This is a genomic window from Bradyrhizobium sp. SOJA106, from assembly GCF_059448745.1.
Genome location: NZ_CM182549.1, coordinates 4,872,100 through 4,893,730 on the forward strand (window position 1 = coordinate 4,872,100; position 21,631 = coordinate 4,893,730).

The window sequence follows — 21,631 nt, forward strand, 5'->3', positions numbered from 1 at the left end:
GAATCTCAGTGTGTGCCGAGCTGTTGGCTCGACCATTTTTCGAGATCGGCCATCTCGGCCGAGCCCTCGATCGTCGTGATGGTTCCGTCCCGCGAGATCAGCAATGTCCGAGGGATATCGCCCTGCCAGGCGGGATCAATCTCGAACCGCAAGCGCTCGACGAAGCCGTCGCTGAAGATGAAATTCTCGGCCGACGACAACCCCGCTTTGTCGAGCATCGACTGCGTCGCCGCCGGCAGATTCGGCACGAGATCAGCACTGATCGTGACCACCTCGATGCCGGGATGATCCTTTGCAAACCGCCCGAGCTCCGGCAGCTCGACCTTGCAGGGCCCGCAGGTCACGCCCCAGAAATGCACCAGTGTCGGGCGGCCGGCATGACCCTTCAGCACGCTCTGCCACGTACCACGTTCGAACGGTTTGAGGGCCGGCGCCGCCACGAGCGCAGCCGCCGACGCGATCAGGATCCCCAGGCCCAGAATGCCGGCAAATCGATATGTCATCGTTGATCCTCGATCGCTGTGAGCAGATACCCATCCGCCTTGGTCATCCATGACAGGTAGACCTGTCGGCCATTGGACACCAGCAAGGGGTGGTCGGAGGTGTCTGTCGTGCTCCATATTGCCTTCGGCGGCGACCAGCTTTTTCCGTCATCTCGGGAGATCCTCATTTGGATGGAGGTCTTGTCGCCATCGAACTCCTTCCAGACCATCACCGTTCCGGCAGGGCCTGCGAGCACGTAGGGGCGCGTCGGATTGCGGCCAGGCTCCCCCAGCGCCATGGGCGCGGAGAACGTGCGGCCTTCGTCGCGCGAATACGCATAGAACAATCCCTTCCGCGCCTTGCCGTTCGTGTACCAGGCGACATGATAGGTCCCGTTCGGCGCAACCGTGAGGCTCGGCCCGTGATGTGGGCAGGCATTGATCTGCCAATCGTCGTTGCTGACCCGGCGGATTTCACCTGGAGTCGCGCCGTCTGTGAAGGTCATGACCGCATGATCCCGCACGCCGCCATCAAAGATGTTCCTGAAGATCACGGCCGGTCGCCCGGGCGCCGCAAAGGTCAGCCCCAAGCGGCAGCATTCACAGGTGCCTTCGCGCGCTAATCGAGCCTCCGCGAAGGTGGTGGCGCCGTCACTGGACGAGGCAAAGAACAGCCCCGCCCCCTCGTACTTCTGTCCTGCTTCCTTCGCGAGAACGCGATTGCGCTTGTCCAGCCACGCCGCAAAGACTGTTCCATCCTGATCGAGCGCGAGCGCCTCAAAACGCTGGCTCTCGTTGCCGGCGGTGATGGGCCTCGGCTCGACAAAGCTCTTCCCGCCATCGGCCGAGCGCGTGTAGAGCACTTGGCCGTTGAAGGCCTCATCCCTGAAGATCGAGAACGCGAGTGCGATGCCGCCCTTGCGATCGACCACGATCTTCGGCCGCGCATCCGGGCCCCAGTCGAGATTCAGCCGCTTTGTCGTGACCTGGACGGGAGCCGAGAAGCTCCGCCCCTCATCCCGCGAGCTCGCAACCGAGACCTGCCCGCCCGCCATCCAGACCAGCCACAGCGTTCCGTCCGGAGCGAATGCGGGCGTCACCTTGGTCGCACAGCGCAACATCGGCTCCTCGCAGGCCGCCTCCGATGCATGCTGATGGTGCATCTGCGCGAGCGCCAAACCATGCAGGAACACAAGAGTGACGATCGCAAGCAAGCCACTTCGGATCATGGCCCTATTCCCTTCGTGAGCCCGGATCATCTGAACGCCACCTTCATACCCGCAACGAACGTGCGCGGCGAGCCTGCGTAGATCGATCCGGTCGTGTTCGCGAGCACGCTCGCAGGGTTTTGAAGGCCCGCCGTGGTCACGGTGTTGGCGATGTTGTTGGCTGACGCAACGTAGATACGGTCGAACACGTTCCTGACTTCGAGGAACAGGTTCAGCGATTTGAACGTGTCGGACACGAGATCGGTCTTGTAGTGAACGTTCAGATTGACCAGCTCATAGCCCGGCGCTTTCAATAGATTTGCATTGTCCATGTAGAAGGAGTCCTTCCACTGGACCTCGACGAAGCCTCCAAGTCCAGCCAAAGGCCCCGCGAACTCGTCGTAACCGACCCTGGCCGTCAGTTCGTTCAGCGAGATGCCGGGGATCTTGTTGCCGGCCCGGTTGAAGCTGAACAGCGTGCCATTGGTAATGTTCTCGACATACTCGGTGTAGATTTCGTCGAGATAGGTGTATGCCGCCATGAACCGCCAGCCCGGATAGAACTTCCAGTCGGCCGCAAGCTCGACGCCGCGATGCTCGGATCGCGGTGCGTTGAACATGTAGGTTATGCCGTTGATCGGAGTTGCCTGACTGACGATCTCGTTGCGAAAGAACTCGTAGAAGCCAGTCGCGCTGAGCTTGAGCGCGCTATTCGGGGTCCAATCGAAACCGAGGTCGTAGCCAAGATTTTTTTGGGTTTGAAGCTGGGTATTGTTGCCCGACAAACCCGTCGGAAGGACGAACAGATTCGAGACCTGCGGAGTGCCGTATCCCGTGGCGACCCGTCCGCGGAACAGCCACTCGTTGTTGAGATTGTAGAGGAGCGCCAACTCCGGCGCGGCATTCTGAAACTGCCGATCCGCCGTCGTGAGGGTTGTGGTGGTAACGCCAGTGGGACCGGCATATGCGTATGCCGTGTTGATACCCTTCAGGAGGGTTGTCTCCCAACCGATGCCCGCGACTGCGGTCAGTGCCGCAGTGAGCTTGATCTCTTCCCTGGCGCGAACACCATAGTTGGTGGTCTCGCTGTAGAGATTGCTCGACAATCTGCCGAGCGTTGCATTGCCTCCCGGCATTACATTCCGCGTATCGCTCGGCGCCGTCAGCGTATTGTAGAAGGCGCCGAAGAACGTGGTGGATTCCAGGCCGACGATCTCGCCTCGCCTGGTGACGTCGCTCATAAGATTGTACGAGGGAAAATCTCCGATGGCGCTGGTCGCGCCGGTCGGCTGGTTGATGTTCCTATCGTCAAACACGAACTGATTGCGCCAGGTCGTGTTGTTGTCGAAATCGTGCTCCCAGCGACCACCGACGATAGTGCGGCGATCATTGCGGCCAAGCCCGGCCTGCACTGCCGTTTCCTTGTCCGTGCCGGCCGCCGTATTAAAGCCGTTGTTGAAGAGCGTGACCGTGCCGCATCCCGCCGCGGCCGAGACACCGGTCGCACAGCCCTGCTGGAAAGGATTTTGGTAATACTGGTTCAGCGACTGCCGGATCGGCAGCCGCGCGCTGAGGTCGTTGTTGATGATCTTGACAGTGAAGCGATCGTCCGGCGTCGCCTTGAGCCTGCCGAGGAAGTTGACGGTCTGCGTGTTGAACCAGCTGTTGCCGATATAGCCGTCGCCGCGCGTGTCGCTCGCGAAGAGCGAGCCCTCGAAATTCCCGATCTTCTTGCCTGCAGCAAGGTAATTGTTGAGATAGCCGTAGCTGCCGCCCTCGACACCATATTCGATCCCGTCGATCGTGCCGCCCGGCCGCGTCCGAAAATTGAGTGCGCCGCCGGTTGCGTAGTTGCCGTAGAGCGGCGACGAGGGACCACGGACGACGTCGATCGCACCATAGGCGTGGGGGTCGATCAGGTCGCTCCGCGACAGGCCGTCCGGCTGCGTGACCGGAAAGCCGTCGTCGAAGATCACGAGATTGCGGATGGCGAAGCCGTTCCTCGCGTTGGATCCACGAATCGAGATGCCGAAATCGCGCGGTCCGTTGCCCTGCTTGATTGAGATGCCCGGGCTGTCCCGCAGGACGTCGCTGACCGAGAATGCGGGACGATTATCGAACTGGCTGCGATCGATGATCGTCGCGGTCTGGCCGGATGGCGCTTGATTGAGGCTGTCGCGCGCTGCGCTGGCAGTCACGGTCCTGTTCTGGGTCCGCGCGCCGACGCTTGCGCTCTGCGCAATGGGTTTCGGCGCGCGGTTCGCGGACACGGCTCGCGGCTTCGAGGCCCGGCTGACGGCCTTGGCGCGAGCCGCCTGCGGCGCCTCGACAGTCACAGCGGGAAGTTCAGTGTTGCGGCTTTGCGCGAAGGCTCCGCTCGAGGACGTAAGCAGTGCGGCCTGAATGGCAACGATGCTCACGCCGCGACGAGCATGACGAACTGACATGGGGCATTCCTGACGCCGGCTTTCGCTCCGGCCAATCGACAACATCAATCGCCAGCGGACGGAACGCGGCGACTACGAGGGGTCGTCAGGAAAGATGAGGAGGCGCGCGCGCCTGGGCGTTCGAGCCCTTGTGGGCTGCGACGACGGTGACCTCGGCGCTATGCCAAGAGACGCGCTCGGCGCGGCGGAGGGGAATGGAGACAGTGAGCTGCGGCGGCGAATCCAGCGAGGCGCCCGCCTGCGCCAAGCAACACAGCGCGCAGGCCGCACCATGCGCGGTCGGCGTGCCGGTCCGATCGTTCAGATCACTGCCCTGCTCGCCCGCGCTGTGGCAGATGACGGCGGCATGCAACGGATCGGCCATGGCCTGCCCGGCCGACCAGCACGCGGCGATCGGTGCCAGCACCTGCATCGCCAGGGCGAGCAGGACGAGGGGTAGGAATTTTTGCAGCCGGGCGCGCATCCACCGAACCATTCGTTCGTGCGCCAACTAAACACCGCGCCGCCGCGCGAGTCGAGGTCAGTTCCACCGCCATCTTGGTCCAGCGCAAATATCCCGAAAACTGTGATCGGACCGCCCCACGGGACCGGACGCCCGGCATTTGAGGCAGCGGCCAAACCCTGCCCTGTCCACAGATTTCTTATATTTGTCATATGCTTACGAGGTAAGCAGCCGATCATTTCGTCTATTGCTCGAATTTTGAACATTCGTTGCCGAAAATGATGACAAGTGAGAAAAGTTGATCTAGCATTCCTCTTGCTCAGGCCTGACCGCGAGGTCGATGTCTGGTGGTCCAAGTCTCGGGAGGAGCCCCTGGCGCGCAAAACGCAGCGTCGCCCCGTCAATCAAGATCAAATCTCAAGATCGGGGATAATAGGGTCGACACAATTTTTGAGCGGGGCCAGGCCCCGCTCTTTTTTTGTCTGCGTCGCCTCAAAGCCGATGAGCGCTTCCCCGGATTCGATCGAACAGAGCTTTGAGACCCGGCATCGCGCTGCGCCGATCTCACGCCGCTCGTCTATCAACGTCTGTTCGAACAGCATCCGGAAACGCGGACGATGTTCCGCGTGCAGGGCAGCGAGTTGGTGATGGGATCGATGCTTGCGCTGACGATCGAGGCGATCCTCGACTTTGCGGGTGAACGCCGCGGGCATTTCCGGCTGATCGCCTGCGAGGTTGCCTCGCACGATGCTTACGGCACGCCGCGCGATCTGTTCATCGCGTTCTTCGCCGTGATCAGGGATACGCTGCGCGATCTGCTTGGTGACGAATGGTCGGCCGAGATGGCGCAGGCGTGGGACCAGTTGCTCCCAGATATCGACGCATTCGCCACCGTGCCCGCCTGACGCTTTGCGCTGCACCAACGTGAGCAGCCTGCGATCCCGCGGCCGATTGCTGATTGAGTGGCACCAACTCTTGTGAGAGACTTTCGGACATCGGTCGCGCAGGCAATGACGCGCCGACGATAAGAGATATGGGAGCGAGCGATGTCCGGGACGAAAGATTTCTCGACGACGAGGCGCGATCTTCTTCAGGCGGCAGCGACCGCCGGCGCCGGAGCTGCCCTTCTCGGCAGCATGGGCATAAACCCCGCATTGGCGGCCGAGGTCGGACGCAGCGAGAAGCCGCTCAAGGCGGCGTTCTCCAATGCAGGCCTCCAGGCCACCTGGTGCGCGCAGGGCAAGCAGGCCGCGGAATTCTGGGGCAAGCTGTTCAATGTCGAGGTCACCTGGTTCGACGGCCAGCTCGACGCGGTGAAGCAGCGCGCCGCGATCGACAACATGGCCTCGCAGAAATGGGATTTCGTCGCGATCCAGGCCTTCGGCATCGGCACCCTCACCCAGCCCGTGCAGAAGATGATCGACGCCGGCACGCCCGTGATCGACATGGACACGCTTATTGCTCCCCTCGATCAAATTAACGTCCACTCCTTTCTCGCCCCCGACAACGAGTTCATGGGCGCCTCGGTCACGCAGGCGCTGTGCAACGCCATGGGCGGCAAGGGCAAGATCATCATGACGCAGGGCGCGCTCGGTCACACCGGGGCACAGGGCCGCGCGAAAGGCTTCAACTCCGTGGTGAAGCAGTTCCCGAACATCGAGGTGCTCGATACCCAGCCGGCCGACTGGGACGTCTCTAAGACGGCGCGCCTCTGGGAAACTTACCTCACCAAATATCCGCAGATCGACGCGGCATTCTTCCACAACGATGACATGGCGCTCGCCGCCGCCAACATCATGAAGGCCCGCAACCGCACCAACATCCTGATCGGCGGCGTCGATGCGATGCCGCCGGCGATCCAGGCCGTCAGCGAAGGCCGCATGTTCGCGACCGTCCGCAATCCGTCCTGTCGCATCCATGGCGGCGCCATCATCGCGGGCGTCTCCGCCGTGGTCGGCGGCGAGAAGAGCGGCCAGGGCATTCCCAAGAACGTCGTCACCGACGGGCCTGTCGTTACCAAGGCCAATGCCGCGGGGATGCAGTGGATGCAGGATCATTTCCTGATCTGAGATTCCATGTCAGCGGGTCGTTCGCCCATTCTGGAACTGCAGGGCATCACGAAGAGCTTCGGCGGCGTCGAAGCGCTTCGTGGTGTCGACTTTGCGCTGTACCCGGGCGAGATCCACGGTCTCGTCGGCGAGAATGGCGCGGGGAAAAGCACGCTGATGAAGATCATCGCCGGCGTGCACACCGAATTCTCCGGCCGCTTCCTGATCGACGGCGCGGAGTCGCATTTCCGCTCGGCCCGCGATGCGCACGCGGCCGGCATCGCCATGGTGCATCAGGAACTCTCCGTCGCGCCCGACCTCACGGTCGCCGAGAACGTGTTCCTCGGCAACCAGCCGACCAATGCCCTTGGCCTCGTGCAATGGCGGCGCATGGCGCGCGAGGCCGGCGAGCAGCTCGCCCGTTTCGGCATCGACGTCGATCCGATGTCGAGGCTCGGCGATCTGCCGATCGGGCTGCAGCAGCTGATCGAGATCGCCCGCGTGCTGTTCTCCGGCGCCCGCATCGTCATCCTGGACGAGCCGACCTCCGCCCTCTCCCCACCCGAGGTCGAGCGCCTGTTTGCAACGCTCAGGCGCCTGCGCGAGGAAGGCACCAGCATCGTCTTCATCTCGCATTTCATTGAGGACATCCTTCGCGTCTCCGACACGGTCACCGTGTTCCGCAACGGGCGGAAGGTCGCCGAGACGGCGAGCACTGCGACCAGCAAGGGGGCCCTGATCGAGGCCATGATCGGCCGCGGCGGCGAAGCGCTCGAGCACAGCTACACCGACGATCTGATGCTGCCGCAGCCGAGCGACAGCCCGGTGGTGCTGAAGGTCGACCGGCTCTCGCTCGCCCGCAGCCTGAAGGACATCTCCTTCGAGGCGCGCGCCGGCGAGGTGCTCGGCATCTATGGCTTCATGGGGTGCGGGCAACAAGAATTGTCGCGTATCCTGTTCGGCAAGCTGAAGCCTGATGGCGGCACGCTTTTCGTCGACGGCACGCCAAGGACCTTTGCCAGCACGGCGGCGGCGCGGCGCGCTGGTGTGGCGCTGGTGCCGGAGAGCCGGCGCGACATGCTGTTTCACCAGGAGCCGGTCTACAAAAATGTCTCGATCAGCATATTGGATCGCATCTCCGCCCTGCTGCTCAAGCCGGCGCAGGAGCGCGACATCGCCCAGCGCCAGGTCGAGCAGCTGCAGATCAGGCCGCCGGTGGTCGGCCTCGACCTCGGCATGCTCTCCGGCGGCAACCAGCAGAAGGTTGCGCTGGCCAAATGGCTGACCTATCCGCCAAAGCTGCTCGTCCTCTGCGAGCCGACCCGCGGCATGGATGTCGGCGCCAAGAACGACGTCATCAACATCGTCCGCGACCTCCGCGAAAAAGGGCTCGCGATCATCGTGCTGTCGACCGAGCCGGAAACGGTGCTGTCGCTGGCCGACCGCATCCTCGTGCTCAAGCGCGGCGCGGTGGTCCGGGAATTCAGGAACGAGCCGGTCAGCAAGGACCGCCTGCTGGAAGCGGCGTGACGGAGAAGCACATGAGCAGTGAGACGGCTTTGGCGGCAAAGCAGCGGGCGCGGAGCGTTGCGCCGTTCCTGCGCTCGCAGATGCGCAACATCGCCCCGTTCCTCACCCTGATCTTCCTCTCCGCCTTCTTCGCCTTCGCCAGTCCCTCCTTCGCCACGCTGGACAATCTCGGCAACATCCTGACGCAGGTGTCGGTGACGGGCATCATCGCCGTCGGCCTCACGTTCGTGATCCTCTGCGCCGAGATCGATCTCTCGATCGCCAGCATCGCCAACGTCACCGGCATCGCGGTCGCCTACTTCACGCTGCAGGAATCCTACGTCAACATCGCCAACATCCCCCTGCCCGGCGCGGTCGCCATTCTGCTCTCGATCCTGCTCTGCGCCCTGCTCGGCCTCGTCAATGCGCTGGGGCTGACCGTGATCGGCATCCCCTCCTTCATCATGACCTTGGCGATGATGCAGATCGCGGCAGGCATCTCCGCGCTGCTGGTGCGCGGCCAGATCGCCTACAAGGTGCCCAGCCTGATCACGACGCTCGGCTCGGGATCGATCGGCGGCATCCCCTGGATCGTCATCGTCGCCGCCATCATGCTGCTCGGCGGCCACCTCGTGCTGACCTACACGCGCTTCGGCCGCTACGTCTACATGGTCGGCGGAAACCGCGAGGCGGCCGAATTTGCCGGCCTCAACGTCAAGCTCATCTTAGGCGCCGTCATGGTGATCTCGGCGGTCTGCTCGGGGATCGGCGGCATGCTCGGCGTCGCCCATTTCGGCAGCGCGCAGCAGAACGAGTTCGACACGTACCTGCTCGACTCCATTGCCGCGGTGGTCGTCGGCGGCACCAGCCTGTTCGGCGGCCGCGGCGGCATCGGCAACACCATCGTCGGCCTGTTCGTGCTGGGCGTCCTCAACAACGGCCTCGACCACGTCAACATCGACAGCTTCCTGAAGATCCTGATCCGCGGCTTGATCCTCCTGGCAGCGCTGGTCATCAACGTCTATGCGCAGCGCTTGCGGGAAAAAGCGGCGGAGTAGACGGCCGCCAGACAAAAGTGCGAAAACAACCCCATGCACAGTACAAATCATTGGGGAATTTGGCGCGCAGCAAATTGCGATGTTTCCGAAATTGGATTTGACACGTCGGGCAAAACAGGAGCATGATGGCATCATGGCAGCGAACGGGTTCGGCGCAGCGCTGAGTTCAAGCTGCGGCCATTGCCTGCATGATACGACCCGCGGTCGTCTCCTTCGCCTCTCTTCAAACATCTGCAAAATCCCCGAGCAAGCCATCGTCATGCGGTATTCAGCCCTCCTCGCGATCCTGCTGTTCTGTTCGGGGTGGGGCAAGTGCCGAGCCCCGCGTTGAATGGAAGTTCCTCGGTGCCAATCTACGGAGGACAGTTGATCGCGATCGTGCCGGAGAAGCGTCTGGTTGCCGTTCAGCTCGTTGAATTGAATGAACGCCAGCAGGGAATTCAGTCCGCGACGTTTCTCGATTTGGTTCGGCAGGTCATGACTTCCACCGATTGAGGCGGGCGGAATGGATGGAACCGCGCGGGTGGTGGCGGCGAAGTCGATCAGCGCCAGGCCTTTTCGTTCTTCCGTTCGTAGTCCCTGAAGGCCTTCTCGAGCCCACCCAGAACCTCGGCTGAGGTCTCGAACATCGCCTTCAACTGCGGTTCGTCGACCTTCTCGATGTCTTCGCGCAGATGGTTCCTGATATCCTGGAGAGCCTTCTGCATCTTGTGCGTATGGTGTCGGGGATCGCGGTCTGCCGCACTTGCCATGGCCAATCTCCTCGTTGATAAGGTGGCTCCGCCGGACCTCGAAAAAGCATCCGTCGCGACAACGCATCAACGGACAACGAGAGGCCTCGTTCCAACTAGGGCATTCGATAGAGACTGCATGAAGTTCGAGCAGGCAGCCGTAGGATGGGTTGAGCTCTTGTGAAACCCATCAAACTTGATTCTCTCAATCAGCCCGCATCAACGGTTGCTTGGTACTCGCTCCGCCCGCGAGGCGATGGATTTCGCACCGCTCTGCCTCCCTTAGCCGACATTGCAAATGCCTCAGCCCGGTTCAGCTAAGGGCCAAAATGCGAAGAGCTCAACGTGAGCACATCCGGTCCGCTGTACCCTCGGAAGCGCACCATGCGTGGACAAGAGAGGAGGTCTGCAACGGGCCACATCCGGACTCGAGCACCGCAGCACAGGCCGACATCAGCGTCTTCTCCGACTTCGGACTGAATTGACAATTTCCTTCGCCGCGTCCTGAAGCTCGTCGAGATGCCGGGCCGCAAAGGTCTCGATGGAAAAGGCGGTCTTAAGCCAGAGCATGTTGATTGCTCCGAGGACCCGCTGCCCATCGCGCAGAGGAACCGCGATCGAGAACAGACCATCCGCATGCGGGGGGCCACCATAGTAACCTCCGGTATGCGTGGCGTCGCGCGTGCCATAGCCGCGCGAACGAACCTCGGCGAGGATACTGCTTAAGCGCGCCGGGTCTCGCGCCAACCGATCCTCAGGCTTGCTGGAGCTGCGCAACAGATCGACAATTCGCTGTCGCTCCTTCACAGGACAATACGCGAGATAGGCGCGGCCGACCGCCGAATGCAGCCAGTTGACCGGCAACCCGATGCGCTCCTGCTGCAACAAGATCGGGCTCCGCGCCCGTGTCGTCTCCCGAATTTCCATGTGGTCACCCGCCGGCACCATCAGGTCGGAGGGCCAGGAAACCCGCTCGCACAGTCGCTCCAGGATCGGAGCCGCGGCTTCCGCGATGCGGTCGCGATGTTCTCGACGCGAAGGCGCATGCGAAAGCGTCGCGCCGATGCGATAGCGGCCGTCGGCAAGCCGTCGCGTGACCAAGCCGGACCGGGCCAGCGTGTGGAGGATACGGAGCAGGCTTGGCTTGGAGATGCCGGTGAAAACATAAAGCTCCTGCAATGAAGAGTCTGGCTGCATTTGCAGGGCCTGCATAACGAGAAGGCCCCGCTCCAGGCTCTTGATGACTTTCGGGCCCGCCATCGCTTGCTCGCCTCGTTTCACAATGTGGAATGTAGCGCTTCACAATGCGGAATGCACGTCGATTGTTCTGGCAAAACGCGCCGTCACGCTCAAAGGTAGGGTGCCTGCAGGTTGCGACTTGGAATCGAGATTTTCATCGTTGATGGAGACTTCCATGAGATCCCGCCTGTTTCACCGCACCACCTCATTATCGCTCGCGACGCTGGCCCTGCTCGCCTCAAGCCCGCAAGTATCCGCACAGACATCCTTTCCGACCGGGACGGTTCGTTTCGTGGCACCGTTCTCGGCCAGCACGCCGCCCGACATCATCAGCCGCATCGTCTCCAAGGAATTGACGGAGTCGGAAGGCTGGCGCGTGATTGTCGAGAATCGGCCGGGCGGCGTCACCACCATCGCAGCCACCGACGTCCTCACCCAGCCGGCAGACGGCAACAGCCTCTATGCCATGTCGGTGCCGTCGGTCGCGGCGCCATCGCTGGTGCCGAACATCTCGTTCGACCTGGACAAGGATTTCGACCCCGTCATCAAAGCAACGGTTTCCTACAACGTTCTGGTGGTGAACCCGTCGGTGCCGGCCAAGACCGTGGCAGAGTTGGTGTCTCTGCTGGAGAGCCAGCCCGATAAGCTGACATTCTCGTCCGGCGGCTTCGGCACGCCCGCGCACCTGATCGGCGAGCAATTTAAGCAGCAGACTGGCACGCGTGCCCAGCACGTTCCTTACGCGCAATTCCCGCAGGCGATCGGTGACCTGCTTAACGGCACCAACGCCTTCATGTTCATCACCATGTTGCCGGTCGTCGACCTGATCAAGACCGGTAAGCTGCGGGCGCTTGCGGTGACCGGACCGAAGCGTGTGCCGCTTCTTCCTGATGTGCCGACCATCGTCGAAGCCGGCTATCCTTCGCTGGTGGTCGAGGACTGGACCGGCTTTGCAGTCAAGCATGGCACGCCGAAGGAGACGGTCGCGCGGCTCAACGCTGCCATCAACAAGGCGCTGGAGAAGCCGTCAGTGCGCGAGGCGCTTGCTAAGATCGGCGCCGAGCCAGCGGGCGGCACGCCCGAGCAATTCGGCCGGCTGGTCGGCGACCAGGTTTCGCACTGGCACAAGGTCGTCGCCGACGCCGGCATCAAGGTCCAGTAACAGTGACATCAGATTTTTGCGTGACGCTCCTCGGGACGGGGACACCAATCCCCCGTCCTGATCGTTTTGGCCCGAGCACGCTAATCGAAGCGGGCGAGCATACCATCCTGATCGATGCCGGCCGCGGCGCCGCTATGCGCTTGTTTCAGCTCGGCGTTCCCATCGGTCGGGTCGATGCGCTGTTGCTCACGCATTTTCATTCCGATCACACGGTCGGCATTCCTGACCTCTGGCTGACGGGCTGGCTGAGCTCATATTTCGGCAACCGCCGGCGCCCATTCAACGTGATCGGCCCGGTTGGCACGGCCAAACTGATGCACCACCTTGAAGCGGCCTACGTCCACGACATCGAGATCCGCGTCGAGGATGAGAAGCTGGCGCGCGAGCATGTCGCGATCACGGTGAACGAGTTTGCGGAGGATGGCCTCGTCTATCAGGCCGGCGATCTGCGCGTTATGGCCTTCACGGTCGACCATGGCGACGCCATCAAACCGGCCTATGGCTATCGTATCGAATATCGCGGCCGCATAGCCGTTGTCTCCGGCGATACTCGCTACAACGCAAACGTGCTCCGTTACGGCGAGGGTGCTGACTTGCTGGTTCATGAGGTCGCAATGGCGCCGCCGAAGCTTCTCGGTCAGGCCGACATCCAGCGCATCGTCAATCATCATACCTCGCCACAGGAAGCTGGACGCGTGTTCGCGAAGACGCGGCCTAAACTCGCCGTATTCACGCATCTGGTTATGCTCGCCAGTGACTCCGTGACGGCGCCGAGCGTTGACGATCTGATCGCGGCAACCCGCGAGACTTATGCCGGACCGCTTGTTGTCGGCGAAGACCTGATGAGCTTCGAGATCGGCGAGACCGTTACGGTCAGAAATCTAAAATCTGGCTCCTAAGACGTCTGCTACGGGTCAAAGGCTGCAGTCCGCGTCTCCACGATGGCTTTCCGCTCAGCCCTCGAAAGCGGACGGTGCGAGGCCAAGAGCGGGGGTCAGCCACGGGCCAGGAGCAGTCGTAGGTTTGCCCACTTTTAGCCTGCACCATTCCCGGCGATCTGACTCCGAAACGGATGCGCGTAGGGACTATTGTGGAGCGCGTGAGGTCGTGTGCAGCACCATTAGCCAGCGGCCCCCGGTCCTCTCGAAAATGTTCGTGGTGAAGGCCGCGAACACTGCGGTCTCGCCGTTTTTCAGTTTGCCTCGAACCTCCTCGAGACCAACGACCCAGGCAGTGTTTTCATTGATGCGAATCTGCGGGTCCTGCATCGATACTGAGATATCGGCGAAACGGTCAAACGTCGCTTCCCAACTCTTCCTCACGGCGGCCCAGCCGACAATCGGTGCTTTGCTCGCGGGATGAACCGCGATCACATATGGCTCGTGCGCCCAAATCGTTTCCATCGCGGCAATATCGCGCGCAGATAACGCCCGATCGAATACGTGATTGGCGGCTGCGATGGCCGCACTCTCCGCACCCGTTTCGGCGCGTGGCGCGGCCGCACCTAGGATCGCGAGCATGATAAAACCGAATGTTGCGGCGATCGTTCGGATCAGCTTGTTCGACATGGCAAAAGCCTCACTTGTCCATCGCGAGAGCGTGCCGCGTCCTATTGCGGACGGCTAGGTCACTTTGCTACCATCCGATGATCAAAATCGGACAGCGCGAATGCGGCGTGAGGTCGGGTTCCCGCCCATTGAAGGGATTAGCTACTTCAATCGTCGCTTCCCATTTTTGGGAATCGAGCCGCTCGCCTTGTCTGATCTGTTCAGGCGCGTCCCGCCGGATCATTTCGACCATCCGCAGCGTCCTGCTTTTCATCTTTTGATGCTGTTCTCGTCGGGGACCACCAGGCATTTCCTCGACTTCGAGCGTGTGCGATGCACGGCGCGGACGCTTCTCCATGTTCGCCCTGGCCAGGTGCAGCAGTTCGTGCCCGGTGCCGAGGCGGAGGCGACGGTGCTTCTCTTCACGCCCGAGTTTGTTCTGCCGGATGAGGCGGCGAACCATCCGCTGGTCCCCGGCTCGGCGCTCGAGCATGCGGCGCCGAGTGGAGTGATCAACCTCGATTCGGATTCGTACGAGCGCGTTTACGCCGGGTTTGCGATGATAATTGATGAGTATAAACGTAGCGATGGCTCGACGATCTGCGCAAAAATCCTGCAGCACCAGCTTCACGTTCTACTCCTGCAAGTCGCTCGCTGCTCGGAACGGCACGAAGCCTCATTTATTTCGAGCTACCATCGGATGGTCCGGCACTTTCTGACTGACGTCGAAGCCCGCTTTATGCGGACGCGCCGTGTCGAGGATTATGCCGATAGGCTAGGCTGTTCATCCAAGGCGTTGCGTCGTGCGTGCCTTGCGGTTCGCGGTGTTCCGCCCAAGATGATAATCGAGGAGCGCGTCATCCTCGAGGCGAAGCGACTCATTGCGTACACCTCGTGCCCCATCGAGTCGATCGCGGAGACCGTGGGATTCGGCGAGGCGACGAACTTCGTAAAATTTTTTCATCATCATGCGGGGATATCTCCCTCACAATTCCGAATGCAGTTTCCAGGCCGTACGCCCGAAAAAATTAAGACGGTCCGAAACTGAGCCTTCGCCGCAAATCGAAAAGAGCTCGATGACCGCTCAGGGTCATGAGCCGGCATCCGCTGCCTGAGCACAAAATGTCTGCTTTGAGCCGCCCGCCGAGGCCGCGCAGTGCCGTTGTTTGCATTTTATGAATGAGCGCCTTCGGTGGAGGTTAGGGCCACCCGCCCCGCAATCTCCTCGCTTCGCCAGCACCTCACCGCATGCCCATCCGCCCGCGTCTCCAGCACCGGCCCAGGCTCGCTGCGGCACACCGCTTCCGCATAACGGCAGCGCGGGCTGAAGGCGCAGCCGTTTGGCGGATTGAGGGGGTTGGGAAGATCGCCGCCGGTCGTCGCCAGCGGCGCATGGCGCAAGGGATCGGGGATCGCTGATATCAGGGCCTGCGTATAGGGGTGCGCGGGGCGCTCGAAGATCTCGCGCCAATTGCCATTCTCGACGATGCGGCCGAGATACATCACGGCGACGCGGTCGCTCATGTGCTCGACGACGCCGAGATCGTGGCTGATCATGATGTAGGAAAGGCCGAGCGTGTCCTTCAATTCCAGGAGCAGGTTGATGATCTGGGCGCGGATCGAGACGTCGAGTGCCGATACCGGCTCGTCGCAAATGACGATCTTGGGATTGAGGATCAAGGCGCGCGCGATGCCGATGCGCTGGCGCTGGCCGCCGGAGAACTCGTGCGGGTAGCGGTCGGCCTGCTCCGGCCGCAGGCCCACATGCCGCAGCATGGCCGCGACGCGGTCCTCGATCTCGCTTTTGGCGGTCACGCCATGCACGCGCAGGGGATCTTCCAGCGTGCGGCGGACGGTCTGGCGCGGATTGAGCGAGGCGTAGGGATCCTGAAATACGATTTGCACGATGCGGGCCAGCGCCTTGCGATCGCCGGATTGCCTGGCTGTCACGACCTGCCCGTCCAGCACGATGCGGCCGCGCGTCGGTGTCAGAAGGCCCAGGATCGACAAGGCGACCGTCGACTTGCCCGAGCCGGACTCGCCGACGAGGCCGAGGCATTCGCCCCGCTTTAGCGAGAGATCAACGCCGTCGACAGCGCGGAGCACCCGCCGGCCACGGCCCAGCAGGCTACCCCCGAGCGGAAAATGAACCGCAAGATCCTCGACGCTGAGGATGAGATCGTCATCCACCTTGGCCTCAGCCGACACGTTTTGCGGTTCATGCATGGTGATGACACCTCACCAGCCCGCCAGCCTCCAGCAGATCCGTCTCCGGCACGACCGTGCGGCAGATCTCGGTCGCCTGCGCGCAGCGCGGATTGAAGCGGCAGCCGTCGGGGAAGCTCGTGATGGCGGGAACGACGCCCGCGATCTCCTTGAGCCTGGTGCGGCCAAGCGCAGCGCGGCTGCCCAGCCGCGGCAGCGAGGCGACCAGGCCTTGCGTATAGGGATGCGATGGGGTCCGGAAGATATCGGCCGAGCCGCGCTCCTCGACGATGCGGCCGGCATACATGACGGCGACGCGGCGGCAGACATTGGCGACGAGGCCGAGATCGTGGCTGACCATCAGGATCGCCGTTCCCCGCTCTGCGCACAAATTGCGCATCAGCTCGATGATCTCGGCCTGCACCGTCACGTCGAGCGCAGTAGTCGGCTCGTCGGCGATCAGGAGATCCGGACCACAGGCGAGCGCAATGGCGATCATCACGCGCTGGCGCATGCCGCCGGAGAGCTGGTGCGGGTAATCATTCGCGCGCCGCTCCGGCGCCGGGACGCGGACGCTCGCGAGCGCCTCGATCGCCAGCCGGTTGGCCTCCCGCCAGCTCTTGCCCTTGTGCAGCACGAACATCTCGGCAATCTGCCGCCCCACTGGCGAGACCGGGTTCAGCGCCGTCATCGGTTCCTGGAAGATCATGGCGATGCGGTTGCCGCGCAGCTCACGCTGCCTGGCCGCCGAAAGGTGCTGGATTTCCCGCCCCTCAAACCGGATGACTCCGCCGCCGATCGACAGCGGCGGCCGCAGCAGGCCGATCAGGGCGAGCGCCGTGATGCTCTTCCCGCAGCCGGATTCCCCGACGAGCCCGAACGTCTCGCCGCGATCGATGCGGAATGAAATGCCCTCGGCGGCGGCAACGCGCCGCGATCCGTCGTCGAGATCGATGCGCAAATCCCTGACTTCGATCAGCGGCGCGCCCGTCATGCTCGCCGGCTCCGCGATTGTGGATCGAGAATATCGCGCAGCCCGTCGCCGAGCAGGTTCAGGCCCAGCACGGTCAGGAAGATGGCGAGGCCGGGAAAGATCGAGAGCCACGGCGCCGTCGTGATCTGCTCGCGCGCCTCCGACAACATGCTGCCCCAGCTCGGAAACGGCGGACGGACGCCGAGGCCGAGGAACGACAGCGCGGCTTCGGACAGCACCGCGCTGCCCATGCCGAGCGTGCCGATGACGACGATCGGCCCCAGCATGTTCGGCAGTAGCTGCGTGACCATGATGCGCAGATCGCCATAGCCGAGCACGGTCGCCGCCTGCACATAGCCCTGGCTCCTCAGCGACAGCGCCGAGGCCCGCGCGATCCGGCAGGTGAAGGACCAGTTGGTCAGGCCAAGCGCGATCAGGAGGCTGGTCAGGCCGGGCCCGAGCACCGCCATGATGGCGAGCGCGAAGATCAGCGAGGGAATCGCGAGCATGAGATTGGTGAGCGCATTGACGACATCGTCCCACCAGCCGCCCCAATAGCCGGCGCTCAGGCCGAGGGCGACGCCGATCACGCTGTTGATGAGCTGCGAGACGATGCCGACCGTCAGCGAGACGCGCGCGCCGTACACCACGCGGGAATAGATGTCGCGGCCCTGGTCGTCCGTGCCGAACCACCAGGTCCAGCTCGGCGGCTCCTCCGCATTCATCAGATTGGCGTCGAGGACCGGATCGGTGTGCGCCAGCCAGGGTGCGAGCAGGCCGACCAGGATCGCGAGCGCGAACAGCACGCCGCCGATGATGAGATTGGCGCGGAGCTTCATGCGTATCTGATCCTCGGATCGATCACGCCGTAGAGCACGTCGATCAAGAGATTGATCGCGAGAAAGGCCAGCACCACCACGAGAATGGAGCCCTGAACGGCGGGAATGTCGCGCTGCAGCACACTGTCGACGAGCAGCGAGCCGATGCCCGGCCAGGAAAACAGTTTCTCGACGACGACCGCCTGCCCCATCAGCCCGCCGAACTGAAGCCCGACGGTGGTGAGAATGATGACGAGCGCGTTGCGCATCACGTGCCACTTCACGACCCGCGCCTCGCTCATGCCCTTGGAGCGTGCGGTGCGGACGAAATCCGCGGTCATGATCTCGAGGACCGCGGCGCGCGTCGTGCGGGCAAACAGCGCCATCGGCGAGACGCCGAGCGTCACGGCCGGCAGCAGCAGATATTGCAATCCCCCGTCGCCATAGCCGAAACTCGGCAGCCAGCCGAGCTTCAACGCGAACAGATACATCAGCACGAGACCGAGCCAGAACTTTGCGATCGAAAGGCCCGACACCGCCAGGACCATGGCAGCCGTGTCGACGATGCCGCCGGGCCTGAGCGCGGCGACGAAGCCAAGCGGCACACCGATCGCAATGGCGAACGCCATGGCTGCGAAGATGAGCTGCAGCGTCGGCCATGCCCGCTTGGCGATCATGGTCGTGACAGGCTCGCGGGTCCGGAACGAGGTGCCGAAATGACCGGTTGCGAGCTTGGCGATGTAGGCGCCGAACCGCACATAGACGGGATCGTCGAGACCGAGCTGCTTCTTCATGCGCAGCTCGACCTGCGGATCGCTGTCGTCGCTCATGGAGGAGACGATGCTGCCGGGAACCACGCTGAACAGCACGAAGACCAGCAGCACCACGGCGAGCACGGTCGGAATGGTTTGCAGCAGGCGACGGAGCAGGAACGAGAGCATCTCAACTTTTCCCCTCTCCCTCCATCGTTTGGCGCGACGGAGGGAGCGCGAGAGCGCGTATCACTTCGCGGGCGAGGTCTCGTCGACCCAGAGGTCCTCGACGTTCTGATGGGTCAGCTCCGTCGCATTCAGCTGAACGCCCTTGAGCCACGGCTGCACCGCCATCACCGCCTTGTTGTAGTTGAAGAACCAGACCGGCGCCTCCTCGTAGAGCAGCGCATTGGCCGTCTGCAGCAGCTCGGTGCGCTTTGCGGCATCGTCGGCCTGCCCGGCGGCATCGATCAGCTTGTCGAACTCGGCATTCCTGTAATTCATGTAGTTGCAGGCCGGCTGCGGCGTCGACGAATGAAAGCATTTGAGCGCGGCCTGCGCATCCGGGCCGCTCTGCTGGGAGTAGATGAAGGCCTGGTAGTCGCCGCTGCGCACCACCTCCGCCAGCACCGCGGTCTCGACCTGCTTGACCTTCGCCTTGATACCGACCTTGTCGAGCATCGGGATCACGGCCGAGACGATCGGCAGGCCCCAGCTTTCGTTCTGGCTGGTGGTCCATTCGAACTCGAAGCCGGAGGCGTAGCCGGCCTCGGTCAGCAGCTGCTTGGCCTTGGCGGGATCGTAGGGGTACGGCTTCATCGCCTTGTCGTAGGCGGGCGAGGTCAGCGGCAGCCAGCTGGTGGCACGATAGGCCTTGCCCTTGACCAGCTTGTTGATGATCAGGTCGGTATCGATCGCGTAGTTGATCGCCTGCCGGACGCGCTTGTCGGCGAACGGCTTGAAGGCGGGATTCATGCCCATGTAGCGCGTGAAGACCTCGGCGACCTCGACGATGGTGCCCTTGAGGTTGGCGTCGGACTGGTAGGCGACATATTGCGCAGGTCCCAGTACCGAGGTGTCGATCTCCTTGTTGCGGAAGGCAACGTCGCGCGCTGCGGCCTCGGCCATGATCGACACCACGATCTTGTCGGCGTAGGGCTTGCCGGGCTTGTAGAACCGGTCCCACCGCTCCAGCACGATGCGCGATCCCGGCACGTGCTCGACGAATTTGAACGGCCCAAGGCCGATCGGCTTCTGGAGGAAGCTTTCCTTGGCGCCCTCGTCGGCGGGATAGATCGAGGTCAGCGCGGTGAAGAAGTAGAAGCCTGGATCGACCTTCTCGGTCAGCTTCATCTCGAGGGTGAAGTCATCGATCTTCTTCAGGCCGGAGATCTCCTTGGCCTGGCCCTTCTCGACGGCGGCCGCGCCCTCGATGATGCGGACATAGCGCGCACCGGGATAGGCCTTGGTGCCATCCATGATGCGGTTGAAGGTCCAGATGACGTCCTCGGCCGTCATCTTGCGGCCGTTGTGGAAATAGGCGTCGTCGCGGAGCTTGAACGTTTGAACGAGACCGCCACCTGAGACGATAACCTCCTTCGCGAGCTCAGGAACGGGCTTTCCTTCCGCGGAGTCCCAGATGTAGAGCGAGCGATGCAGGGCCTTGGCATAGATCTCGTCCTGGGCGCGCTGCGTGGTGTGAATGTCGAGGCTGGTGAAGCTCGAGCCGTAAGGCGCGGTCATGCGGATGGTTCCGCCCTTGCGTGGGGTCTGGGCCTCCGCGGTGGCGGCGAGAGCCAGTGCCATCCCCGCGACGATCGCAGTCATCCTGAACATCATGTGTCCCCCAAACAGCGCAGGTATTTCGATCAGGATTTGATCATTCGTCGGCGGTCAAACGCAAGCATCGTTTTGATGCCGACCTATGCCGGTTCCGGAAGGCAGACCTCCGAGGAAACCTCGTGAATCAGGTTGCGACCTCGAACGATACAGGCCGCCGATTGACGCGGTGCGTCATCGGGCGACTGGGACCAGTGAACATTTTTCGCGATCGATGCGACCAAGCTCAGGATCGTTAATCCGAGCCCCAGGGATCGCGGAAAAAATGAAGCGCCGAACGTTAGGTATCTTGGTCGCGGGCAGCCTGGCCGCTGCGACGGCGGCGATGGCGATCCCCGTCACGCCGGACCCTATCCGGGACAATCCGAGTGACACCATCCACGCCGGCTGGTCCCACACCTCGCGATCAAACGGGTATGCCGACGACACCTGGTGGGCGGCCAGGGACCGTTGCGCCCCCGACTATCTCGGTGAGCGCCTGCTCCGCAACGCCGTTGGCGTGCTGACACGGGCCACAAGCCGGACCTTCGAGGACAAGATGTCCAAAGACGTGGGCCTGCCGCTCCCCGACGGTTGGGGCCTGATGACCGCGAAGAACTCGCCCTTCATCCGGTCGGCTCACGCCGAGACGCCGCTCGATCTGAAGGCCGTGCTCGGCTTCTATCGCGCCACACTCGGCGGGCGCGGCTGGACGGAGAATGACGGTGCGACGGTCGAGCCCGATCGGGCCGTGATCGCCTTCACGACGTCAGACGGACCGGCGCTGCTCCGGCTCACCCGTCAGGACGGCAGGACCACCGCCGACCTTTCGCTCCGCAAGCCGGCGGTCGCGACATCAGGCATTCTGCCCGAGGCGGGACAAGTAAGGCTGTTGCTCGGCAACAAGACCGATCAGGCGGCCGAAATCATCGTCAATGAGCGAACCATCAAGCTAGCGAGGCACGCCGGAGAAGATCTGGCGGACTCCGACGCTGCTGCGGGCGAATTGCCTGATAGCCAGAAGCTCGATCTGCCGCCGGGCAAGTACAAGGTCACCGTCAAGGCGGACGGCAGCGCGGCGCAGAAGCGCGAGTTCGAGGTTGCCGCCAACGAGACCTGGGGCCTGCTGGTTGGCCCGGACGGCGTCCCGCTGCCGATGCGGCTGTATTAGGTCCCGCGAGGATCCCTCACC

21 protein-coding genes and 1 pseudogene are annotated in these 21,631 nt (G+C 62.8%); 10 read left to right on the top strand and 12 right to left on the bottom strand.

What is annotated here, in order from left to right; genetic code table 11:
• Window positions 1-5 precede the first annotated feature (5 nt).
• Together AC5V87_RS22525 and AC5V87_RS22530 are read right to left on the bottom strand one after the other, a co-directional pair.
• Entirely contained in the window at window positions 6-503 is a 498-nt protein-coding gene (locus AC5V87_RS22525; protein WP_456838220.1) for a TlpA family protein disulfide reductase, read from the bottom strand.
• Window positions 500-1,546, bottom strand: a complete 1,047-nt coding sequence (locus AC5V87_RS22530; RefSeq protein WP_495371931.1) for a sialidase family protein — start codon at window positions 1,544-1,546, stop codon at window positions 500-502. The genes AC5V87_RS22525 and AC5V87_RS22530 overlap by 4 nt, the downstream gene beginning before the upstream one ends.
• Here AC5V87_RS22530 and AC5V87_RS22535 point away from each other — a divergent pair.
• A complete protein-coding gene (locus tag AC5V87_RS22535; protein ID WP_495372038.1) occupies window positions 1,464-1,637 on the top strand; it encodes a hypothetical protein in 174 nt (57 codons plus the stop codon). The two genes, AC5V87_RS22530 and AC5V87_RS22535, sit on opposite strands and share 83 nt — an antisense overlap.
• 100 nt (window positions 1,638-1,737) lie before the next feature.
• Here AC5V87_RS22535 and AC5V87_RS22540 read toward each other — a convergent pair whose 3' ends face one another.
• Both AC5V87_RS22540 and AC5V87_RS22545 read right to left on the bottom strand, forming a co-directional pair.
• Complete coding sequence (locus AC5V87_RS22540) at window positions 1,738-4,137, bottom strand: TonB-dependent receptor family protein (RefSeq protein WP_495367783.1); 2,400 nt, start codon at window positions 4,135-4,137, stop codon at window positions 1,738-1,740.
• An 85-nt stretch (window positions 4,138-4,222) separates the two neighbouring features.
• Window positions 4,223-4,600 (bottom strand): DUF2946 domain-containing protein, encoded by a 378-nt coding sequence (locus AC5V87_RS22545; RefSeq protein ID WP_495367784.1) that lies wholly within the window; start codon window positions 4,598-4,600, stop codon window positions 4,223-4,225.
• 480 nt (window positions 4,601-5,080) lie between these two features.
• Between AC5V87_RS22545 and AC5V87_RS22550 the strand changes: the two are divergent.
• From AC5V87_RS22550 to AC5V87_RS22570, 5 genes and pseudogenes are all read left to right on the top strand, one after another.
• A pseudogene (locus tag AC5V87_RS22550) lies at window positions 5,081-5,484 on the top strand (globin).
• Between the two features lie 141 nt (window positions 5,485-5,625).
• On the top strand, window positions 5,626-6,648 hold the full coding sequence (locus tag AC5V87_RS22555; protein WP_456838216.1) for a sugar ABC transporter substrate-binding protein: 1,023 nt from the start codon (window positions 5,626-5,628) through the stop codon (window positions 6,646-6,648).
• A 6-nt stretch (window positions 6,649-6,654) separates the two neighbouring features.
• Entirely contained in the window at window positions 6,655-8,157 is a 1,503-nt protein-coding gene (locus tag AC5V87_RS22560) for a sugar ABC transporter ATP-binding protein (RefSeq protein WP_495367785.1), read from the top strand.
• 11 nt (window positions 8,158-8,168) lie between these two features.
• Window positions 8,169-9,194 (top strand): ABC transporter permease, encoded by a 1,026-nt coding sequence (locus AC5V87_RS22565; RefSeq protein WP_456838214.1) that lies wholly within the window; start codon window positions 8,169-8,171, stop codon window positions 9,192-9,194.
• 366 nt (window positions 9,195-9,560) lie between these two features.
• Window positions 9,561-9,689, top strand: a complete 129-nt coding sequence (locus AC5V87_RS22570; protein WP_495367786.1) for a hypothetical protein — start codon at window positions 9,561-9,563, stop codon at window positions 9,687-9,689.
• A 47-nt stretch (window positions 9,690-9,736) separates the two neighbouring features.
• Here the strand turns inward: AC5V87_RS22570 and AC5V87_RS22575 are convergent, their stop codons facing one another.
• Both AC5V87_RS22575 and AC5V87_RS22580 read right to left on the bottom strand, forming a co-directional pair.
• Window positions 9,737-9,946: a hypothetical protein gene (locus AC5V87_RS22575; RefSeq protein WP_495367787.1), complete on the bottom strand. Its 210-nt coding sequence runs from the start codon at window positions 9,944-9,946 to the stop codon at window positions 9,737-9,739.
• 432 nt (window positions 9,947-10,378) lie between these two features.
• Window positions 10,379-11,185: an IclR family transcriptional regulator domain-containing protein gene (locus tag AC5V87_RS22580; protein WP_456838211.1), complete on the bottom strand. Its 807-nt coding sequence runs from the start codon at window positions 11,183-11,185 to the stop codon at window positions 10,379-10,381.
• A gap of 154 nt (window positions 11,186-11,339) precedes the next feature.
• On the opposite strand from AC5V87_RS22580, the gene AC5V87_RS22585 reads away from it, so the two are divergent.
• Both AC5V87_RS22585 and AC5V87_RS22590 read left to right on the top strand, forming a co-directional pair.
• Window positions 11,340-12,326: a Bug family tripartite tricarboxylate transporter substrate binding protein gene (locus AC5V87_RS22585; RefSeq protein WP_495367788.1), complete on the top strand. Its 987-nt coding sequence runs from the start codon at window positions 11,340-11,342 to the stop codon at window positions 12,324-12,326.
• A 20-nt stretch (window positions 12,327-12,346) separates the two neighbouring features.
• Window positions 12,347-13,225 carry an MBL fold metallo-hydrolase gene (locus AC5V87_RS22590; RefSeq protein WP_456838209.1) on the top strand — a complete coding sequence of 293 codons (879 nt, stop codon included), beginning with the start codon at window positions 12,347-12,349 and terminating at the stop codon, window positions 13,223-13,225.
• A gap of 186 nt (window positions 13,226-13,411) precedes the next feature.
• Here AC5V87_RS22590 and AC5V87_RS22595 read toward each other — a convergent pair whose 3' ends face one another.
• Window positions 13,412-13,894 (bottom strand): YybH family protein, encoded by a 483-nt coding sequence (locus AC5V87_RS22595; protein ID WP_456838208.1) that lies wholly within the window; start codon window positions 13,892-13,894, stop codon window positions 13,412-13,414.
• A gap of 100 nt (window positions 13,895-13,994) precedes the next feature.
• Between AC5V87_RS22595 and AC5V87_RS22600 the strand changes: the two genes are divergently transcribed.
• The gene (locus tag AC5V87_RS22600) at window positions 13,995-14,921 is read left to right on the top strand and encodes a helix-turn-helix domain-containing protein (RefSeq protein ID WP_495367789.1); all 927 of its coding nucleotides are present in this window, start codon (window positions 13,995-13,997) and stop codon (window positions 14,919-14,921) included.
• 125 nt (window positions 14,922-15,046) lie between these two features.
• Here the strand turns inward: AC5V87_RS22600 and AC5V87_RS22605 are convergent, their stop codons facing one another.
• The 5 genes from AC5V87_RS22605 to AC5V87_RS22625 are packed head-to-tail and all read right to left on the bottom strand — an operon-like array spanning window position 15,047 to window position 20,460.
• A complete protein-coding gene (locus AC5V87_RS22605) occupies window positions 15,047-16,099 on the bottom strand; it encodes an ABC transporter ATP-binding protein (RefSeq protein WP_456838206.1) in 1,053 nt (350 codons plus the stop codon).
• Window positions 16,092-17,072 carry an ABC transporter ATP-binding protein gene (locus AC5V87_RS22610; RefSeq protein ID WP_495367790.1) on the bottom strand — a complete coding sequence of 327 codons (981 nt, stop codon included), beginning with the start codon at window positions 17,070-17,072 and terminating at the stop codon, window positions 16,092-16,094. The genes AC5V87_RS22605 and AC5V87_RS22610 overlap by 8 nt, the downstream gene beginning before the upstream one ends.
• Complete coding sequence (locus AC5V87_RS22615; protein ID WP_456838204.1) at window positions 17,069-17,890, bottom strand: ABC transporter permease; 822 nt, start codon at window positions 17,888-17,890, stop codon at window positions 17,069-17,071. The genes AC5V87_RS22610 and AC5V87_RS22615 overlap by 4 nt, the downstream gene beginning before the upstream one ends.
• Window positions 17,887-18,810 carry an ABC transporter permease gene (locus AC5V87_RS22620; RefSeq protein ID WP_495367791.1) on the bottom strand — a complete coding sequence of 308 codons (924 nt, stop codon included), beginning with the start codon at window positions 18,808-18,810 and terminating at the stop codon, window positions 17,887-17,889. The genes AC5V87_RS22615 and AC5V87_RS22620 overlap by 4 nt, the downstream gene beginning before the upstream one ends.
• A gap of 60 nt (window positions 18,811-18,870) precedes the next feature.
• On the bottom strand, window positions 18,871-20,460 hold the full coding sequence (locus AC5V87_RS22625; RefSeq protein ID WP_495367792.1) for an ABC transporter substrate-binding protein: 1,590 nt from the start codon (window positions 20,458-20,460) through the stop codon (window positions 18,871-18,873).
• 265 nt (window positions 20,461-20,725) lie between these two features.
• Here AC5V87_RS22625 and AC5V87_RS22630 point away from each other — a divergent pair, with 265 nt between their 5' ends.
• A complete protein-coding gene (locus AC5V87_RS22630; RefSeq protein WP_495367793.1) occupies window positions 20,726-21,610 on the top strand; it encodes a hypothetical protein in 885 nt (294 codons plus the stop codon).
• Window positions 21,611-21,631: the final 21 nt, after the last annotated feature.

Coding starts and splice junctions, on each gene's coding strand:
- AC5V87_RS22545 (WP_495367784.1), bottom strand. CDS start 4,600: ATGCGCGCCCGGCTGCAAAAATTCCTACCCCTCGTCCTGCTCGCCCTG.
- AC5V87_RS22585 (WP_495367788.1), top strand. CDS start 11,340: ATGAGATCCCGCCTGTTTCACCGCACCACCTCATTATCGCTCGCGACG.
- AC5V87_RS22625 (WP_495367792.1), bottom strand. CDS start 20,460: ATGATGTTCAGGATGACTGCGATCGTCGCGGGGATGGCACTGGCTCTC.
- AC5V87_RS22595 (WP_456838208.1), bottom strand. CDS start 13,894: ATGTCGAACAAGCTGATCCGAACGATCGCCGCAACATTCGGTTTTATC.
- AC5V87_RS22555 (WP_456838216.1), top strand. CDS start 5,626: ATGTCCGGGACGAAAGATTTCTCGACGACGAGGCGCGATCTTCTTCAG.
- AC5V87_RS22600 (WP_495367789.1), top strand. CDS start 13,995: ATGCGGCGTGAGGTCGGGTTCCCGCCCATTGAAGGGATTAGCTACTTC.
- AC5V87_RS22575 (WP_495367787.1), bottom strand. CDS start 9,946: ATGGCAAGTGCGGCAGACCGCGATCCCCGACACCATACGCACAAGATG.
- AC5V87_RS22565 (WP_456838214.1), top strand. CDS start 8,169: ATGAGCAGTGAGACGGCTTTGGCGGCAAAGCAGCGGGCGCGGAGCGTT.
- AC5V87_RS22525 (WP_456838220.1), bottom strand. CDS start 503: ATGACATATCGATTTGCCGGCATTCTGGGCCTGGGGATCCTGATCGCG.
- AC5V87_RS22620 (WP_495367791.1), bottom strand. CDS start 18,810: ATGCTCTCGTTCCTGCTCCGTCGCCTGCTGCAAACCATTCCGACCGTG.
- AC5V87_RS22580 (WP_456838211.1), bottom strand. CDS start 11,185: ATGGCGGGCCCGAAAGTCATCAAGAGCCTGGAGCGGGGCCTTCTCGTT.
- AC5V87_RS22630 (WP_495367793.1), top strand. CDS start 20,726: ATGAAGCGCCGAACGTTAGGTATCTTGGTCGCGGGCAGCCTGGCCGCT.
- AC5V87_RS22605 (WP_456838206.1), bottom strand. CDS start 16,099: ATGCATGAACCGCAAAACGTGTCGGCTGAGGCCAAGGTGGATGACGAT.
- AC5V87_RS22615 (WP_456838204.1), bottom strand. CDS start 17,890: ATGAAGCTCCGCGCCAATCTCATCATCGGCGGCGTGCTGTTCGCGCTC.
- AC5V87_RS22610 (WP_495367790.1), bottom strand. CDS start 17,072: ATGACGGGCGCGCCGCTGATCGAAGTCAGGGATTTGCGCATCGATCTC.
- AC5V87_RS22540 (WP_495367783.1), bottom strand. CDS start 4,137: ATGTCAGTTCGTCATGCTCGTCGCGGCGTGAGCATCGTTGCCATTCAG.
- AC5V87_RS22560 (WP_495367785.1), top strand. CDS start 6,655: ATGTCAGCGGGTCGTTCGCCCATTCTGGAACTGCAGGGCATCACGAAG.